Source organism: Bradyrhizobium sp. USDA 3311, from assembly GCF_054062495.1.
In genome coordinates, this window is record NZ_JBSSFI010000001.1 from 3,283,551 (window position 1) to 3,301,238 (window position 17,688).

The window sequence follows — 17,688 nt, forward strand, 5'->3', positions numbered from 1 at the left end:
GCCGGGGGCCTGATCGCGCTCAGGCCGTTGTCAGAGCGCGCCTTTTCGAAAAACCCGAGCAGGCACGCCGGACAGGCCGGCTACTGTGCATGGGGTTGTTTTCGACGTTTTTGCTTGCCGGGCGCCCGCGGACCTAGATATCCGCGCCGCCCTCGGGGCCGACGGAGGCGATGCGCACCATGTTGGTGGTGCCGGGAATGCCGAGCGGCACGCCGGCGACGATGATCACGCGCTGGCCGGCGCGGACGAAGCCGTCGCGGAACGCGATCTGGCCGGCGCGGCTCACCATGTCGTCCTGGTCGCGCGCGTCTTCCGCCACCACGCAATGCACGCCCCAGACCACCGCCAGCCGGCGTCCGGCCGCGATGTTCGGCGTGATCGCCACGATCGGCGGCTTCGGCCGCTCGCGCGCGACGCGCACCGCGGTCGAGCCCGAGCTGGTCCAGCAGATCAGGGCCGGCAGGTCGAGCGTCTCGGCGATCTGGCGGGCGGCGTCGGCGATGGCGTCGCCGGCGGTGGATTCCGGCGCGGGGCGCTGCGCGGTGAGCACGGACCGATAAATCGGGTCGCGCTCGACCTCTTCGCCGATGCGGTTCATGGTCGAGACCGCCTCGACCGGGAATTTGCCTGCCGCCGATTCCGCCGACAGCATGATGGCGTCGGCGCCTTCATAGACGGCGGTGGCGACGTCGGAGACCTCGGCGCGGGTCGGCACCGGCGACTGGATCATCGATTCCAGCATCTGGGTCGCGATCACCACCGGCTTGCCGGCGCGGCGCGCCATGCGCGTCATCTGCTTCTGGAGGCTCGGCACGCGCTCCAGCGGCAGCTCGACACCGAGATCGCCGCGCGCCACCATCAGCGCGTCGGAGGCCTCGATGATGTCGGCGAGGCGGTCGATCGCCTGCGGCTTCTCGATCTTGGCCATGACCGCGGCGCGGCCGCGGATCATCTTCTTGGCCTCGATCACGTCGTCGGCGCGCTGCACGAAGGACAGCGCGATCCAGTCGACGCCGGTGACCAGCGCCGCCTCGAGGTCGGCGCGGTCCTTCGGCGTCATCGCCGAGACCGGCAGGTCGGTGTCGGGCAGGCTGACGCCCTTGCGGTCGGACATCCGTCCGCCGACCACGACGCGCGTCACCGCGTGCTCTTTCGAGGTCTCCTCCGCGATCAGCCGGACCTTGCCGTCATCCAGCAGCAGCGCATGGCCGGGCCGCAGCGCGGCGAGGATCTCCGGATGCGGGAGATTGACGCGCGTGGCATCGCCCGGCGCCTTGTCGGAATCGAGCGTGAAGGTCTGGCCGTTCTGGAGCTGGACCGAGCCTTCGGCGAAGGCGCCGAGCCTGAGCTTCGGTCCCTGAAGGTCGACCAGGATGCCGATCGGCCGGCCGTAGCTGCTCTCGACATTGCGGATCGTCGCCACCAGCTCCCGCATCTTGTCATGCGGGGTGTGGCTCATGTTGATGCGGAACAGGTCGGCGCCGGCCTCGAACAGGCGGCGAATCATCGCGAGGTCCGAAGAGGCAGGTCCAAGGGTCGCGAGAATCTTGATACGGCGAAGACGCCTCATGGCTTATTCCCAGGCGGAGGGGGAGCTGCGGCCGGTGGCAGGCCGGGCGAGCCCGGGGGCGTAGCACCGGGCGGGCCATTGGGCAAACCCGGAACGCCGCCACCCGGGCCAACCGGGCCGGGCATGCCAGGCACGCGCGGCTGTGCCGGCTGCTCGTTGGCATCGGTGAGCTGCACCGTCCAGGCGCGCTGCTCGCCGGTATCGACCTCGAAATAGCCGGTGCGGTCATAGCCGCGCGCCAGGCAATCCTCGGTGCCGCGGATGGTGAATTCCTTGTCGCGCGAGCACATGAAGGCCTGGCCCGACCATTCGCCGCCGCGGTCATAGTCGATCGCGTAGATGTAATAGTAGCGGGCGACCAGCGTTCCCCGCAGCAGGGTCTCGCAGGAGCGGGAGGAGATGTTCCACCAACCCTCTGTGGTCCAGCCCTCGGCGTCCTTGTAGCCGAGCGCAATGCCGACCCGGCTCGAGGTGTTGTTGCAGAGCCGGAAATCGGCGGCGGCCGGGCTGGCCCAGAGGCACAGCAGGCCAACCACCAGCACCGGGACCAACCGGGCGAGCAGGCGAAACGGGGAACGGGGAGATTCGGCGATCATTGTCGCGGAACGTATACCAGATGATTGACGATTTGGCGTAGGGCCGGGGAACTGCCGCGAGAGGCGGCCCGGGGCCCGTTTGCGCCGCGATATGGCAAAATCTGTGACAGGACCCCACCTGATCCCGTAAGGGTGACGACATCAGGGGTAGCCAAGGGATTCAGTGATGGCAATCGACGACAAAACCAGAACGGAACTCGAAGCGGCCGCTTTCCGGCGCCTGGTCGACCATTTGAAGACGCGGACCGACGTCCAGAATATCGACCTGATGAATCTGGCAGGCTTCTGCCGCAACTGCCTGTCCAACTGGCTCAAGGACGCAGCCGACGCCCAGGGCGTCGCCTTGAGCAAGGACGAGAGCCGGGAGGCCGTCTACGGCATGCCCTATGAGACCTGGAAGGCGAAGCACCAGGGCACGGCCACGCCCGAGCAGATCGAGGCGATGAAGAAGGTCCACCCTCACGGGCACTAGTCTTTCTCCGTCATTCCGGGGCGATGCGCAGCATCGAACCCGGAATCTCGAGATTCCGGGTTCGCCCTTCGGGCGCCCCGGAATGACGACAATCTCCAGTATCTTCTCATCTCCTGTGGGCGCGCTGTGGACGAGCGCGATGCTTGCTTGAACGCGGGGGGCACGAACCCTAAGGGTTCAGGCAGCACGCGCGGTGACGGATGCCGGCGTCACCTCGTTTTGCCAGTTTCATTGGGAGTACCAAGATGGCCACCTCCGCCGCCGTCCGCGACGACGAGCCCGCGACGAAATTTGCCAAGGACCAGCTCAAATCCATCATCGAGCGCATCGAGCGGCTGGAGGAAGAGAAGAAGGCGATCTCCGACGACATTCGTGACGTCTATGCCGAGAGCAAGGGCAACGGCTACGACGTCAAGGCGCTGCGCACCATCGTGCGGATGCGCAAGCAGGATCCCAACGAGCGCGCCGAGGCCGAGACCATTCTCGAGACCTACATGCAGGCGCTGGGAATGATCTGAGGTCTGTACTGTCGTCCTGGCGAGAGCCAGGACCCATAGCCACAGGCCGTGGTTATTGCGAAGGCCGGCAGTTGCATTATCGTCGTGCGGGATTGGTACCTCATCGATAGATTCCGCGGTATGGGTCCTGGCTTTCGCCAGGACGACACCAGTGTCGTGGGTCCATCGAGGGAAACGCCGTGACTGCGCCGCCGCTACCGCGCGAGGTGAGCCGTGCCTTCGACGCTCTTCCGGCGCCGATCGGCAAGCGGCTGCTTCAGGTGCGTGCGCTGATCTTCGCGACCGCTGCGGCGCATGAGGACGTCGGCCCGCTCACCGAAACGCTGAAATGGGGCGAACCCGCTTATCTGACCGATGAGACCGGCAGCGGCTCTACGATCCGGCTCGGGCGCGTGAAGGACTCCGATCGCGCCGCCATTCTCGTCAACTGCAGGACGACGCTGGTCGATACGTTCCGCGAGCGCTTTCCCGATCAGTTCGAGTATCGGCAGACGAGGGCGTTGCTGTTGCCGGTATCCGGCGCGCTTCCGAAGCAGCAGCTCACCGTCTGTCTCTCGCTGGCGCTGACGTATCATCTGGATCGGCGGGTCAGGAAAGCGAGATAGAAGCTGCGGGTTTCGACACTATAGTCTTGGACATGGCGAGCACGCCGTTGCGCCGGTCCGGCGCGCAGCCTCTATCGGCAGGATTGTCGGTCTCGTCTCAATTGCCGCGTCCGCGTTTGGAGTCTCGTCGGGCCTGCGCCCGCTTGTTGGCCTGCGAGACCCTTCCGATTTTTACCGGTGGAAGTTTCTTGATCCGGCGACGGCTTGGGATGGACCGCATGCCGTCATGCGAAGTTGGGGTCGTCTGCGGTCGGGAAAACTGACGTGCCCGACGAAGTGCCAGCGCCCGTCGCGCCGCTTCCCCGAGCTCCCGTCGTGCCTCAAACTTTCGGATGCGCCTCAGCTCGTTCTTGACGCGCTTGATGGCGGCAGCGAAGACCGATTGGCGCCGGTTTGCGTGCTCTGCCGTTCCGGAGAAACTCTTGCCGCGCGGGTCGGTCGTCCCCTTTGTTTCGCGGCGTCGATGCCGCGACAATGTACGCTCCCTGTCGCGCAGATCCCGTAGCCGGTCGCGAAGGCCCTCAAGTCCATCGCGCCCCATCTCTCCAACCCCACGGGATGGTGCGTATTCAATATGACTTCGCGCTCGTCCTGGTTCAGAAGGCTGAGCTCAGACTTGCATGGAACTGACATCGCACGCTCCCTTCCGGGTTTTTCGCGCATTGCCACGATGCGCGTTTGGAATGCGCAGCGATACCGGGTGATTACCCGTTGGAAGTGGGGGAATCCTCCTTAGTGCATATGCGCACCAGGCTTGGGCAAAATCCGTTCATCTGTCGTCACGGACAAGTGAACCCAGTGCGCGCGCACCATCCGGGCCACGACATTGTGTTCGTGGAAATACCGCCTCAGCGCAACGCGGCGGTGCGCACGACGAAGGAGGTCGTCTCGAGCTTCGCGGTGGCGCTGCCCGAGAAGCTGTCGCAGGACAGGCCCTGCATCGGATCGTCGGTGAAGCCCATGGCGATCACGGCCTGCGGCTTGACGAAATAGCCGCGCAGCGCGGTCATATCGAGCTCACCCATCAGCGTCACCGACATCGCGCGGCTGGCGCTCGGCGACAGCATCACGATCTTGAGCCAGATGCTCTCGCCCTTGGCCGCGGAGAGCCGGGTCGCGGTTGCGACCATGCCGTCGACGCTCTTGCCGACCACCGTGTTGATCTCGGTTGCCTGGGCGCCGCTGCGGGACGCGGCGGCGGGACGGGCCGAGCGCGGGATCGGCGCGGAAGCGGCAACGACGTTGGCGCGATCGACCGGGGAGGCGGCCGGTGCGTAAGCCAGCGCCTGAAGAGTTGCGTTGGAGACGCTGGCGGTGGGCTGCGGATCGGTCGCGGCGGCAAGCGCCTGGCGGGCCTTCAGCGCGGCGATCTGCGCCGGTGTCGCCTGCTGCGGCGTCGCCGGAGTGTCCCAGAAGCCGCGGGCATTGATGATGTCGGCCGGGGTTTCAGGCTTGCCGGCCGCCGGCTTGTCAGCCACGGGCGCCGGCTTCGGCTTGGGCGGCGCAACGATCTGCGCATCGGCCGAGGCGAGCTGGAGCGTGGCGGCGACCTGCGGCTTGGCGCGCGGCGTCGGCACCGGATCGGCCGGCTTGGCCGCAGCGGCGACCACGGTGGGCGCCACGGGCTTGGCGGCCGGGGCTGGTGCGCCCTCGTCATCCTCGTCGCTGCTGCTGGCTGCCGGCGCCGACTTGCTCTTGAACAGGGCGGCAAAGAAGTTCGGCTTGCTGGCACCGTCGTCACCGTTGCCGCGGCGCTCGATCTCGGCCTTGGCGAGCTCATAGCCCTTCAGCGGCGTGCCGTCGGTCGGCAGATGCACCGTCTTTCCGTCCGGGAAGACGCGGGCGAGCTGGTCATGCGTCATGCGCGGCCAGTGCCGGATGCTGCCGGTGTCCAGATGCACGAAGGGCGAGCCGGAGGTCGGATAGAAGCCGACACCGCCGCGCTGGAGGCGCAGGCCGGCGAAACGGATCTGCTCCAGCGGCACGCCCGGAATGTAGAAGTCCATCGCATGCCCCAGCATGTGCTGGCTGAAGCGCGCCACACCGGAGGAACGGCGGCGGAGCATCGCGTTGGTGGCGGGGGAGCGGTAGGAGGAGATGATCTGGATCGGCTGCTTGCCGTCGACGTCGCGATAGACTTCCCAGAGGATGTCGAACAGGTGACGGTCCATGACCGTCTCGTCCTGGGTGCGCCAGTCGCGGAGGAAGTGGTTGAGCTGCTTCAGCGACGCGTCGTCGTAGCGGCCGTCGCGCTTGAAGGTGACGGTGAGGTCTTCGCCGGAATGGGTGTGGTGGAAGGAGAGCGTCTTGGTCTCGTTCAGCGCGGCGGCATTATGGACCGAACCCGCGGCAGCAAGCAGCAACACGGCAGCAAGGCCGATCCGGGATCCGGCCTTCACTCCCGCATGGGACAACGACAGCACAGCGAATTGGCGTGCAAGACCAGTCAGCACGTATGAGCCCACCCAGTCGACGAGCGTTCAAATGGACTCTCCCGCCAACCCCGTTAGCGCGAGAAAGAGGATGAACGCTTTATTAAAGCGAGAAGGTTAATCCGAGGTTGACCTTCCCGCCCCCAAACCAAGTCAGAATACAAACCTAACCGGTTGAGTGTGGCAAAAAAACGCCCGCTGCCCGGGGCCCGGGTCGAGAATGGTTAACGTGAAACGCCCCCATCCAGGGGACGGGGGCGTTGATTTTATTGCAGAATTTCAGGAAACGAGCGGCCGGGCCCGGCTCAGCGGGTAAACACCCGCTGCGGCCTGCGGCCGACCGGAGCTGGCGGCGGGGTCGGGGCGCCGAACAGCCGCTCGAAGAAGTTCGGACCGGACGAGCCGAAGCCGCCGCCATTGTTGGCCACTGCCACGCCCGAGGGCAGCGTCGTTGCCGGGCGCGAATAGCTCGGCTGGGAGTGCGCGACGATATTCTCGAGATCCTTGCCGCGACTGTTCTTCAGGATGTTGATCATGGTCGAGTCGCGGCCGTAGACGTCCTTGCGGAATTGCAGCTTGCCGGCATCGTCCACGAACGCGGTCTGATAGGTGATGTTGACCGGAATCGGGGTCGGGAATTTCAGATCGATCTCGCTCTTGCCGTACATGCTGCGCACGCGCTCCGGCGTGTACTTCTCGTTCGGCATAGCGATGTTGAGCAGAACGGAGGCGTACTGATCCGGGTTCTGCACACGCATGCAGCCGTGGCTGAAGGCGCGGTCTTCCTTGGCGAACAGGTTCTTGTCCGGCGTGTCGTGCTGATAGACCAGGAACTTGTTCGGGAAGTTGAAGCGGATGCGGCCGAGCGCGTTGGCTTCACCCGGCGGCTGCGAGATGTGCACGGAGCCGTCGCGGTTCTGTTCGAGCTTGAGTCCCATGCGCTGAAGCACGGTCGGGTCCTGCTGAAGCGCCGGCAGGTATTCGTTGTAGACGATCGACGGCGGCACGTTCCAGGTCGGGTTGACCGTGATGTACTTCATCGTTTCGGTGAGCAGGGGCGTCGCGTGCTGGCCCGGCTTGCCGGTGACGACGCGGGTGGTCCAGACCTGCTGGCCGCGCTGCATCACCTTCAGCGTGTAGTCGGGAATGTTGAGGATGACATAGGCATCGCCCAGCGAGGGCACGCCGAGGTCGCGCGGCAGCCAGCGCCAGCGCTCCATGTTCACCAGCACCGTGTCGATCTGCTTGTCGCGCTTCGGGGTGTTGAGCGCCTTGATCGTCTTGTCGTCGAGGATGCCGGTCGCCTTGATCTCGGCGCTGTTCTGGAATTTGCGCACGGCTTCCGCGACCGTGGCGTCATAGCGGGTGTCGCTCGCATTCTCGGTGATGCCGAGCTTGCTGCGAAGCTGCGGCACGCGCGGATCCTCGACGACGATTTCAGCCTGCTTCTTGCCGGCGGGGGTGTATTTCAACGCCGGGCCGTCGGCGATCTCGATCACCGGGCCGTTGCCCTGGCCGCGGAGCTCCGCGAGCTTCGCCTTCAGTTCCTTGTAGAGCTTCTGCGGCGGGTTGTAGCTGTCGAGCGCCGCGGAGGCGTCAGCCGCGGTCGTGACCTTGGCGAGCACCTCGCTCGGATCGACCGGATGCTCGGGATAGAGGATGTCGGCGCTGACCTGCGACCAGTGCATGCGGCCGCTCTGCGCTTGGCGCGCATAGTCGAACATGCTGGCGGTGAGCTTGAGCTCGGCGTCGGCGAGCGCATCGGGGGTCGTGGCGGCGGCGAAATCCGGCACCGGATAATCGGCCGGATTGAGGCCGTCGGAGGCTGCATCCTTCAGCCGCGCGATCACGCCCTTGGCCGCGGCGGTCAGGCTGCCGGCTTGCGTCCACACCGGCGCGAAGTCACGGGCGCCGTAGAACTTCTCGATCGCCGCGCGCTCGTTCTTGCGGTCGAAATGGCGCGAGGTCTTGGCGCCGATGATATCCTTCAGCTTGTCGGCGACCGGCTGGTCGGCGGCGGGCACGCTGCTCGCGGCCTTGACCGGCTCGGCGGCAGGAGCCGCTGCGGTGGCGGGAGCCGCAGGCGCGGCCGGCGCGGTCGTCGCAGTGTCGGCCTTTGCTGGTTCAGATTTGGCGGGCTCGGTCGTCGCGGGCTCCGTTTTAACCGTCTCGCTCTTCGGCGCCTCGGTGGCGGGCGTGGTGGCGACGTCGGACGGCTTCGTCTCAACCTTGTCCGGCGCGGGAGCGGCTTCGGCCTTCACGGGTTCCTTGGCCGGCTCCTTCGCGGAGTCCTGGACCGTGGCGGTGGCGTCGAGCTTGATGTCGGAGGCAGTCGGGGGCGGGACGTTGGCGGGCTCGGGGCGCGGGATCGCGGCTTCGATCGCGAGCTCGGCGGCGCTGCTGCGCGCCTGATCCTGCGCCAGGGCCGAGCTGGCCGACACCGTGAGGAAGGTTGCTGCGACCGTCATCAAGACACGGTCAAAGCCTGCACGGTGGTTCAAACAGTCACGCATTGTGTCGCACCCCTCGGGTGAACTGTCCCTCGTGGAACAGCTTCGTTATCGCCTAATTGAGCTTCGGCTAAACCGCGCCGGCCTCTCGAAAGTTGCACGCCTGCACGCAACGATTCATACGCAGACGATATACAGGCCCCGATTTTGCAGCCAGCGCTACCCGGGACAACTCACGACAAACTGACTTCAAGGGAGCCTCTTGGCAACGGATTGTGCGCCTCTGCCGCGCGCTTTTCCCTCTGTCTGTCACTTCCAGGTCACGGTTCAAATCGCAGTCGAATTCTGTCGTCATGCGAACGGCTTACAGTCGCCTCGCGCCGTCGCGCGAACCTCCGTTCGCATGAGGCTCAGTGCGTCTCCTCGCCGCTTTTCCCGCCATGTCCGGGAACCCCGGCCTCGTCGAGTTTTCGGTAGAGCGTGGACCGGCCGATTTTGAGGCGGCGGGCGACCTCGGACATCTGCCCGCGGTAATGCGAGATCGCGAAGCGGATGATCTCGTTCTCCATGTCCTCCAGAGGGCGGACGTCGCCGGTCGCGGTCAGCATGGGAAGAGTTCCCACCGAGGGGAGCGGCGCAATCGGTATTTCGCTACCCGACGACACAACGGAAGGCGCCGCGATCGGTTCGAGCATCAGCGGCGCGGTCGGAATCTCGGTTGCGGGATACGGCTGCGAGGCGAGCAGCGGGAAATCGCCAAGGCCAAGCTGGTCGCCCTCGCTCATCACCACGGCGCGGTACACCGCATTTTCGAGCTGGCGGATGTTGCCCGGCCAGTCGAGCTGGGCGAGATGCGCCACGGCCTCGCCGCTGATGCCGGTGATGGTGCGGTTCTCCTCGGCGGCAAAGCGCGCCAGGAAATGCCGGAGCAGATGCGGGATGTCCTCGCGCCGGGTCCGCAGCGAGGGGATCGTCAGCGGCAGCACGTGCAGGCGATAGAACAGGTCTTCGCGGAAATGTCCCTGCTTCACCCGTTCCAGCAGCCTGCGATTGGTTGCCGAGATGATGCGGACATCGACCTTCACCGGCTTGCGGCCGCCGACGGCCTCGACCGCGCCTTCCTGGAGCGCGCGCAGCAGCTTGACCTGCGCAGCCAGCGGCAGCTCGCTGACCTCGTCCAGAAACAGCGTGCCGCCGTGGGCCTCGACGAACTTGCCGGTGTGGCGTTCGGTGGCGCCGGTGAAGGCGCCCTTCTCGTGGCCGAACAGGATGGACTCGACGAGGTTGTCGGGGATCGCGCCGCAATTGACCGCGACGAACGGCTTGGCCTTGCGCTCGCCGCTGCCATGGATGGCGCGCGCGAACATCTCCTTGCCGACGCCGGACTCGCCCTCGATCAGCACCGGGATCGAGGAGTTCGCCGCCTTCTGCGCGGTGCGCATCACGCCGGCCATCGCCTCGGCGCGGGTGATGATGTCGGAGAAGGTCAGCCGGCCCTCGCGGCTGTGACGGATGCGCTGTAGTTCGCCCTTCAGCGCGGAGGCGTTGAGCGCGTTGCGAAGCGAGACCTGGAGCCGCTCCATGCCGACCGGCTTGACCACGAAATCAGCAGCACCGGCGCGCATCGCCGAGATCACGTTGTCGATGCCGCCATGGGCGGTCTGCACGATGACGGGCACGCTGAGGCCGGCTTCGCGGATCTTCGCCAGTACGCCCATGCCGTCGAGGCCGGGCATCACGAGATCGAGGATGACGCCGTCGATAGCGGGTGCATCGGGGGCGGTGAGGGCGGCGATCGCGGCATCGCCGGAGTCCACGACGACCGTCTCATAGCCGCATTTCTGCACCATGTTCTCGATCAGCCGGCGGGCTACAGCGTCGTCGTCGGCGATCAAAATACTGGCAGCCATGGTGTTCCCCGCACGCTACTACTATCTGTCTCGAATCGGGGCACTCTGGCCGAAGCCGATTAACGCACTCTTAAACCTTGATGCCCCCGCCCGCCGTCGCGCTTGTTGAACACAGGTTTCCCACAAAATGAATTCGCGCTCCAAGTCCGCTCTCGGAAAGTCTGCCTTGAAGAAGCCCGCTCCCAGCAAACCCGCTCTCCGCAAGCCGAACACCAGGACATCCGCCGCCAAGAAAGCCATCGTCAAGGCAAAGCCCTCCAAGTCGTCACTCGCCAAGTCTTCACTCGCCAAGTCTTCGCTTGCCAAGTCTTCACTCGCCAAGCCTGCGAGCAAGACCGGCAGGCTTCCGGAATGGAACCTCGCCGATCTCTATTCCGGGATCGACGCGCCGGAAGTGGCGCGCGATCTCGAAAGGATGGATGCCGATTGCGTCGCGTTCGAGACCGACTACAAAGGCAAGCTCGCGACAGGGACAGCAAATGAAGATGGCGGAAAATGGCTCGCCGAGGCCGTGCGACGCTATGAGGCGATCGACGATCTCGCCGGCCGTCTCGGCTCCTATGCCGGTCTCGTCCATGCCGGCGACAGCGTTGATCCCAAGATTTCAAAGTTTTACGGCGATGTCTCCGAGCGGCTGACGGCGGCGTCCACCCATCTTCTGTTCTTCGCGCTCGAGCTCAATCGTGTCGATGACGATATTTTGACCCGTGCGATGCAGGCGCCGGAGCTCGCACATTACCGTCCCTGGATCGAGGATCTGCGCAAGGAGAAGCCCTATCAGCTCGACGACAAGCTCGAGCAGCTTTTCCTGGAGAAGGCGCAGACCGGCTATTCCGCCTTCAACCGGCTGTTCGACCAGACCATCTCCGGCCTGCGCTTCAAGGTCGGGCCTAAGGAGCTCGCGATCGAGCCGACGCTCAATTTGTTGCAGGACCGCGACGGCGCCAAGCGCAAAACCGCGGCGGAGGCGCTGGCGAAGACCTTCAAGGCCAATGAGCGCACTTTCGCGCTGATCACCAACACGCTGGCCAAGGACAAGGACATCTCCGACCGCTGGCGCGGCTTCAAGGACGTCGCGGATTCCCGCCACCTGAACAACCGCGTCGAGCGCGAGGTGGTGGATGCGCTGGTGGCCTCGGTGCGCGCGGCCTATCCAAAGCTGTCGCATCGCTATTACGCGCTGAAGGCAAAGTGGTTCGGCAAGAAGCGGCTGGCCTATTGGGACCGCAACGCGCCGCTGCCGTTTGCGGCGACGGACGTCATCGGCTGGCCTGATGCGCGCAACATGGTGCTGACGGCCTATCGCGGCTTCTCGCCCAAAATGGCCGACATCGCCGAGCGCTTCTTCACCGACCGCTGGATCGACGCGCCGGTGCGTCCGGGCAAGGCGCCGGGCGCGTTCTCGCATCCGACCACGCCGTCGGCGCACCCCTACGTGCTGATGAACTACCAGGGCAAGCCGCGCGACGTGATGACGCTCGCCCACGAGCTCGGCCATGGCGTGCATCAGGTGCTGGCGGCCAAGAACGGCGCGCTGATGGCGCCGACGCCGCTGACGCTGGCGGAGACCGCGAGCGTGTTCGGCGAGATGCTGACCTTCAGGCGGCTCCTGGCGCAGACCAAGAGCGCCAGGCAGCGCCAGGCGCTGCTCGCCGGCAAGGTCGAGGACATGATCAACACCGTGGTCCGGCAGATCGCCTTCTATTCCTTCGAGCGCGCGGTCCACACCGAGCGCAAGAACGGCGAGCTCACCGCGACGCGGCTCGGCGAGATCTGGCTGTCGGTGCAGGGCGAGAGCCTGGGGCCGGCGATCGAGATCAAGGCCGGCTACGAGAACTACTGGATGTACATTCCGCACTTCATCCATTCGCCGTTCTACGTCTATGCCTATGCCTTCGGCGATTGTCTGGTGAACTCGCTCTACGCGGTCTACGAGAACGCGGCCGAGGGCTTTGCCGAGCGCTATCTCGATATGCTCGCCGCCGGCGGCACCAAGCACTATTCCGAGCTGCTGCGGCCGTTCGGGCTCGATGCCAAGGATCCCAAATTCTGGGACGGCGGCCTTTCGGTCATTGCCGGGATGATCGACGAGCTGGAGGCGATGGGCTGAGGCGTCGGGCGCGCGGGCGCCTGGCCGCCTCGGGTTCCCGCGCCGGCGTTGAACGTTCGCGCCGGAGGCGAGACTAATCCTGTAGATACTTGATGTATTTTTTCAACTCTTGATTGCCGATCGCTTTTTGTTGCTCGGGAGAGGCTCGCATGCCCGACCAGGGACAGGTCCCGCGACCTGGCGCAGCACGGAACGCCGCAGCCTTCGAGGAGGAAACGCCCTGGTGCGAGAAGCATCAGCAGATCGTGCGCGACGAGATCGAGGCCATCAACACGCGCCGCGAGGAGGCGCGGCAAATCGACCCCGACGGTATCGTCGCCTGCCAGATGCTCGACGTCGTCGGGCTCGCCTTGTCGGGCGGCGGCATCCGCTCCTCGGCCATGTGTCTCGGCGTGCTCCAGGCCCTGAACCACCACGATCTGATCGGACGGATCGACTATCTCTCCACCGTATCGGGTGGCGGCTACATCGGCACCTCGCTCAGCACGACCATGACGGTGACAGGGCGTTTCGTGTTCGGCGAGCGGCCGACCGGGGAAACCGTGACCGCCAGCGAGATCAGCGACACGCCGTCGGTCGGGCACATCAGGAATTATTCCAACTACCTGGTCCCGGCCGGCTTCCGCGATCTCCTGACCGGGATTGCGATCGTGGCGCGCGGCCTGATCGCCAATATCGGGCTGACGCTGCCGGCGGTGCTGCTGCTCGCCGCCGTTACCATCTGGTCGACCCCGCTGCGGAGCTGCCTGACGGTCGCGAACTTCTTCGGTGTCGATCTTGCCGACGGCGCTTCGCCGCAATGTGAGCTGCACCATTTCGGCTGGATCGCGGACCGTTTCGGTTTCGCCGCCATCGGCGCGATCGTTGCGCTGGTGCTGCTTGCCTGCGGCGGAATTGCCTATCTGCTCTCACGCGCGGAACGGGGCACCGGCCCAACCGTCTTCCTGACCTATGCCGCGGGCATCGCGTTCCTGCTTGGCATCGCGTGCGACTTCGCCCGCGTCCTTCAGATCAGGAATTTCGCGCTGACGCTGGCAACGGCGATCATCGGCATCGGCCTGTTCTTCGGCTGGGCGCTCAAGCAGTCGTTTGCAAGTCCCGAGAACCGCCAGGAGTTTCGCTCGCATTGGCCGACCGCCGGCGCGACCTTCCTGGTGCTGCTTGCCGTGATCGCGTTCTTCGAGTTCCAGCCCTTCATGCTGTTGCAGATGTTCGATGTCGTCGACAGCAACACGATCGGCGGGCCGGTCGGCGGCGTCGCCGTCACCTGGATCAAATCGCTCGCCGCGATCGCCGCGCCGATCGGCATATTCGTCACGGCCTTCAGGCAGCAGTTCGCCGAATTCCTGAAGGGCAACAGCGTATCCTCGCAATGGGGCTCGCTGGTGCTCGCGATCATCGCCAAGGTCGCGCTGTGGATCGCCGGATTGGCGCTGCCGCTGATCATCTGGGTCGCCTATCTCTATCTGTCCTATTGGGGCATCGCCAACGATCCGATCGAAAAATGCCAGGCGCCCCTGACCGTTATTGCGCAGAAGGGCTGTCTCGCCGCCAACAAATCGACTGTGCCCGCGTCCGCAAACCTGTCGGGCAAGATCGAGTTCGACGCTGCTGCCGGCACCCTCTCGGCCGAGATCACGCCAAAGGCTGCCGCAGCGACGGCGACAACGGACTGGTTGACGCCGGTATCCCACGTTCCGGCGTGGCTCGCATTTGCCGCGGGCAATGTCGCAAGACAATTCGATTGGACGGATCGAGGCTCCGGCTACGCGCACAGCCTGCCCGTGGTGATCCTGTACACGCTCGTCGGCATGCTGCTGTTTGCGATCTCCTGGTCCCTGACGCCGAATGCGAATTCACTGCACCGCCTGTACCGCGATCGGCTGAGCAAGGCTTTCCTGTTCGACCCCGGCCGCTCGGCAGACGGCAATATCGCGCGCGCCGAGGCGAGCCTCGACCAGGGGCGCGATTTCAAGCCGCTCGATCGCATGAAGTTGAGCGAGCTTTTCGTGGTCGCGGACGACGGTGCCACGACGACCGATCGGCCGGCCGCGCCGAAGCTGCGGGCGCCCTATCATCTCATCAACACGGCGCTCAACATCCAGGGATCGGACTTCGCCAACCGGCGCGGCCGCAATGCGGACTTCTTCGTCTTCTCGCCGCTCTATGTCGGCAGCGAGGCGACGCGGTACGCCAGGACGCCGGCGGTCGAGCGTCTGGAGCAAAGCCTCGACCTTGCCACCGCCATGGCGATATCGGGGGCGGCGGCGTCGTCGAATATGGGCTCGAACTCGATCAAGGCGCTGACGCCGACCCTTGCGCTGTTGAACGTGCGGCTGGGCTACTGGCTGAACAACCCGCGCTATGTCGAGGCCACAGCCCGGCCGCAGCGCCGCTCCACGCCGCTGTTCCTGTGGTCGGAAATCTCGGGCCGTCTCTACGAGAACAGCGACGGCGTTTATCTCACCGACGGCGGCCACATCGAAAATCTCGGCGTCTACGAGCTGCTGCGCCGGCGCTGCAAGGTGATCGTCGCGGTCGACGCGGAAGCCGACGCGCCGATGAATTTCTCCTCGCTGATGAAGCTGCAGCGCTATGCCCGCATCGACCTCGGGGTCCGGATCGATCTGCCCTGGACGCCAATCCGCGACCGCACGCGCGCCATCATGGCGGAGAACGCCGACAGGAAGTCCGCACAAGCGTCCTCCGGCGCCGCGGACGAGGCCCCGCACGTCCATGTGGCGATCGGCAGCATCGACTATGGCGGCGATGACAAGGGCTATCTCGTCTATATCAAGTCCTCGCTCTCCAGCGACGAGAACGACTACATCCGCGACTATGCGCGGCGGAACGACACCTTCCCCCACGAGACCACCGGCGATCAGTTCTTCTCGGAGGAGCAGTTCGAGGTCTATCGCGCGCTGGGGTTCCACATGACCCATGGCTTCCTGGCCGGCGACCATTCCGTGGCGGTCGGTCCCGGTACGGATCCGCGCATGGCGCGATTTACCGAGGCGGGCGAGAAGGCGATCGACGCGGTCCGCGCGGCGCTCGGTCTTCCGGAGCCCCGGCGACCGACCGTGAGTGTCACCGCCACAATGATCGATCAGGGCTGAGCGGCGCGAGAGCCCGAATTCCCGGCAATCGGAATTCCAAATGACCTGATTTGCGGGAAAACCGCGCTTGCCTGCCGTTGCCCTGCCCGAAAGATTAAGGTATCCCAGCCCCAGAATTCGACTTTCGACTGGGGACAATCCATGGCTGACCATAGCGAAGTGGCGTACACCACTGCCGACGGCAACGACTACGTTGCCCACGAGCAGACCTATGAGGGCTTCATCAAGCTGGTGAAATACGGCACGGCCTCGGTCGCGCTCATCGTGATCCTGATGGCGATCTTCCTCACCTGATCCATCGTCTGCCGCACCGACAGCGCCGTCGGTGCCCATAAAATTTGCATTCAAACCGGTGCCAAAACCGGTATCCAACGTTGCGGGAGTGACGCTAAGTTTGCGTGCGCGCTTTTTCCCGCGCCGCCGGAGGGCCTATGAAGATCGCCGTTGCCAAGGAAATCGATCCGTCGGAGCCGCGCGTTGCCGCTTCGCCTGATACGGTGAAGAAGTTCAAAGCGCTCGGCGCCGAGATCGCCGTCGAGCCGGGCGCCGGCCTCAAGTCGGGGCTGCCGGATTCCGAATTCACCGCCGTAGGTGCCACCGTCAGCGCCGATGCGCTGAAGGACGCCGACATCATCATCAAGGTGAAGCGCCCCGAGGCATCGGAGCTTGCGCAATACAAGCGTGGGGCGCTCGTCATCGCCATCATGGACCCCTACGGTAACGATGCCGCGCTGAAGGCGATGGCCGATGCCGGCGTTTCCGCATTCGCGATGGAATTGATGCCGCGCATCACGCGCGCGCAGGTGATGGACGTGCTGTCCTCGCAGGCCAACCTTGCCGGCTACCGCGCCGTGATCGAGGGCGCCGAAGCCTTCGGCCGCGCCTTCCCGATGATGATGACCGCCGCCGGCACCGTGCCCGCCGCGAAAGTGTTCGTGATGGGCGTCGGCGTCGCCGGCCTCCAGGCGATCGCGACCGCGCGCCGCCTCGGCGCCATCGTCACTGCGACCGACGTACGGCCCGCGACGAAAGAGCAGGTGGAATCGCTCGGCGCCAAGTTCCTCGCCGTCGAGGACGAGGAGTTCAAGAACGCGCAGACCGCGGGCGGCTACGCCAAGGAAATGTCCAAGGAGTACCAGGCCAAGCAGGCCGCGCTCACCGCCGAGCACATCAAGAAGCAGGACATCGTGATCACCACGGCGCTGATTCCGGGCCGGCCGGCGCCCATGCTCGTCTCGGGCGAGATGGTCAAGTCGATGAAGCCGGGTTCGGTGCTGGTCGATCTCGCCGTCGAGCGCGGCGGCAATGTCGAAGGCGCCAGGGCCGGTGAGGTCGTCGACCTCGATGGCATCAAGATCGTCGGCTACACCAATGTCGCAGGCCGCGTCGCGGCCTCGGCCTCCAGCCTCTACGCGCGCAATCTGTTCTCCTTCATCGAGACCATGGTCGACAAGAAGGAGAAGAAGCTCGCCGTGAACTGGGACGACGAACTCGTCAAGGCGACCGCGCTGACCAAGGACGGCGCTGTCATCCACCCGAACTTCCAGCCGAAGGTCTAAGGAGAGCCGCCATGGAGCATGCAGCACAGGTCGTCGACCCCTTCGTCTTCCGGCTGTCGATCTTCGTTCTCGCCGTCTTCGTCGGCTATTTCGTGGTGTGGTCGGTGACGCCGGCATTGCATACGCCGCTGATGAGCGTGACCAACGCGATCTCCTCGGTGATCGTGGTCGGTGCGCTGCTCGCCGGCGGCGTCGCGAACGTCTCGAGCGGCTCGGGCTGGGCACGCGCCTTCGGCTTCGTGGCGCTGATCTTCGCCTGCGTGAACATCTTCGGCGGCTTCCTTGTCACCCAGCGCATGCTGGCGATGTACAAGAAGAAGTCGAAGTAAGCGGCCACCTCGGGCTGAAGG

The 17,688-nt window shown here is 65.3% G+C and carries 13 protein-coding genes; 8 read left to right on the forward strand and 5 right to left on the reverse strand.

All coding sequences use genetic code 11. The features are described from left to right. Positions 1-133: 133 nt before the first annotated feature. Both pyk and ACVWW6_RS15570 read right to left on the reverse strand, forming a co-directional pair. Positions 134-1,570 carry a pyruvate kinase gene (gene pyk / locus ACVWW6_RS15565; RefSeq protein ID WP_011089873.1) on the reverse strand — a complete coding sequence of 479 codons (1,437 nt, stop codon included), beginning with the start codon at positions 1,568-1,570 and terminating at the stop codon, positions 134-136. After that, the gene (locus tag ACVWW6_RS15570; RefSeq protein WP_060910255.1) at positions 1,567-2,166 is read right to left on the reverse strand and encodes a DUF1036 domain-containing protein; all 600 of its coding nucleotides are present in this window, start codon (positions 2,164-2,166) and stop codon (positions 1,567-1,569) included. Before ACVWW6_RS15570 ends, pyk begins: the two co-directional genes overlap by 4 nt. Before the next feature lie 166 nt (positions 2,167-2,332). On the opposite strand from ACVWW6_RS15570, the gene ACVWW6_RS15575 reads away from it, so the two are divergent. The 3 genes from ACVWW6_RS15575 (at position 2,333) to ACVWW6_RS15585 (ending at position 3,761) form a co-directional block, all read left to right on the forward strand. After that, positions 2,333-2,638 carry a DUF1244 domain-containing protein gene (locus tag ACVWW6_RS15575; RefSeq protein WP_404523837.1) on the forward strand — a complete coding sequence of 102 codons (306 nt, stop codon included), beginning with the start codon at positions 2,333-2,335 and terminating at the stop codon, positions 2,636-2,638. A 245-nt stretch (positions 2,639-2,883) separates the two neighbouring features. Next, positions 2,884-3,156 carry a DUF2312 domain-containing protein gene (locus ACVWW6_RS15580; RefSeq protein WP_008136868.1) on the forward strand — a complete coding sequence of 91 codons (273 nt, stop codon included), beginning with the start codon at positions 2,884-2,886 and terminating at the stop codon, positions 3,154-3,156. 179 nt (positions 3,157-3,335) lie between these two features. Further along, positions 3,336-3,761 carry a DUF1801 domain-containing protein gene (locus ACVWW6_RS15585; protein WP_271552397.1) on the forward strand — a complete coding sequence of 142 codons (426 nt, stop codon included), beginning with the start codon at positions 3,336-3,338 and terminating at the stop codon, positions 3,759-3,761. A gap of 848 nt (positions 3,762-4,609) precedes the next feature. Here the strand turns inward: ACVWW6_RS15585 and ACVWW6_RS15590 are convergent. The 3 genes from ACVWW6_RS15590 to ACVWW6_RS15600 form a co-directional block, all read right to left on the reverse strand. Then, positions 4,610-6,226: a DUF882 domain-containing protein gene (locus ACVWW6_RS15590; protein WP_456680975.1), complete on the reverse strand. Its 1,617-nt coding sequence runs from the start codon at positions 6,224-6,226 to the stop codon at positions 4,610-4,612. 272 nt (positions 6,227-6,498) lie between these two features. After that, on the reverse strand, positions 6,499-8,706 hold the full coding sequence (locus ACVWW6_RS15595; RefSeq protein WP_456680976.1) for a L,D-transpeptidase scaffold domain-containing protein: 2,208 nt from the start codon (positions 8,704-8,706) through the stop codon (positions 6,499-6,501). A 347-nt stretch (positions 8,707-9,053) separates the two neighbouring features. Beyond that, positions 9,054-10,553 carry a sigma-54-dependent transcriptional regulator gene (locus tag ACVWW6_RS15600; protein WP_011089866.1) on the reverse strand — a complete coding sequence of 500 codons (1,500 nt, stop codon included), beginning with the start codon at positions 10,551-10,553 and terminating at the stop codon, positions 9,054-9,056. A 127-nt stretch (positions 10,554-10,680) separates the two neighbouring features. Between ACVWW6_RS15600 and ACVWW6_RS15605 the strand changes: the two genes are divergently transcribed. The 5 genes from ACVWW6_RS15605 to ACVWW6_RS15625 all read left to right on the forward strand — a co-directional run bounded on the left by ACVWW6_RS15605 (position 10,681) and on the right by ACVWW6_RS15625 (position 17,667). Beyond that, positions 10,681-12,663 carry a M3 family oligoendopeptidase gene (locus ACVWW6_RS15605; RefSeq protein ID WP_456680977.1) on the forward strand — a complete coding sequence of 661 codons (1,983 nt, stop codon included), beginning with the start codon at positions 10,681-10,683 and terminating at the stop codon, positions 12,661-12,663. 149 nt (positions 12,664-12,812) lie between these two features. Beyond that, entirely contained in the window at positions 12,813-15,779 is a 2,967-nt protein-coding gene (locus tag ACVWW6_RS15610; protein WP_456680978.1) for a cell division protein, read from the forward strand. Between the two features lie 141 nt (positions 15,780-15,920). Beyond that, positions 15,921-16,073 (forward strand): aa3-type cytochrome c oxidase subunit IV, encoded by a 153-nt coding sequence (locus tag ACVWW6_RS15615; RefSeq protein WP_008136857.1) that lies wholly within the window; start codon positions 15,921-15,923, stop codon positions 16,071-16,073. Positions 16,074-16,210: 137 nt separating this feature from the next. After that, on the forward strand, positions 16,211-17,338 hold the full coding sequence (locus ACVWW6_RS15620; RefSeq protein WP_456680979.1) for a Re/Si-specific NAD(P)(+) transhydrogenase subunit alpha: 1,128 nt from the start codon (positions 16,211-16,213) through the stop codon (positions 17,336-17,338). 11 nt (positions 17,339-17,349) lie between these two features. Further along, the gene (locus tag ACVWW6_RS15625) at positions 17,350-17,667 is read left to right on the forward strand and encodes a proton-translocating transhydrogenase family protein (RefSeq protein WP_011089862.1); all 318 of its coding nucleotides are present in this window, start codon (positions 17,350-17,352) and stop codon (positions 17,665-17,667) included. Positions 17,668-17,688: the final 21 nt, after the last annotated feature.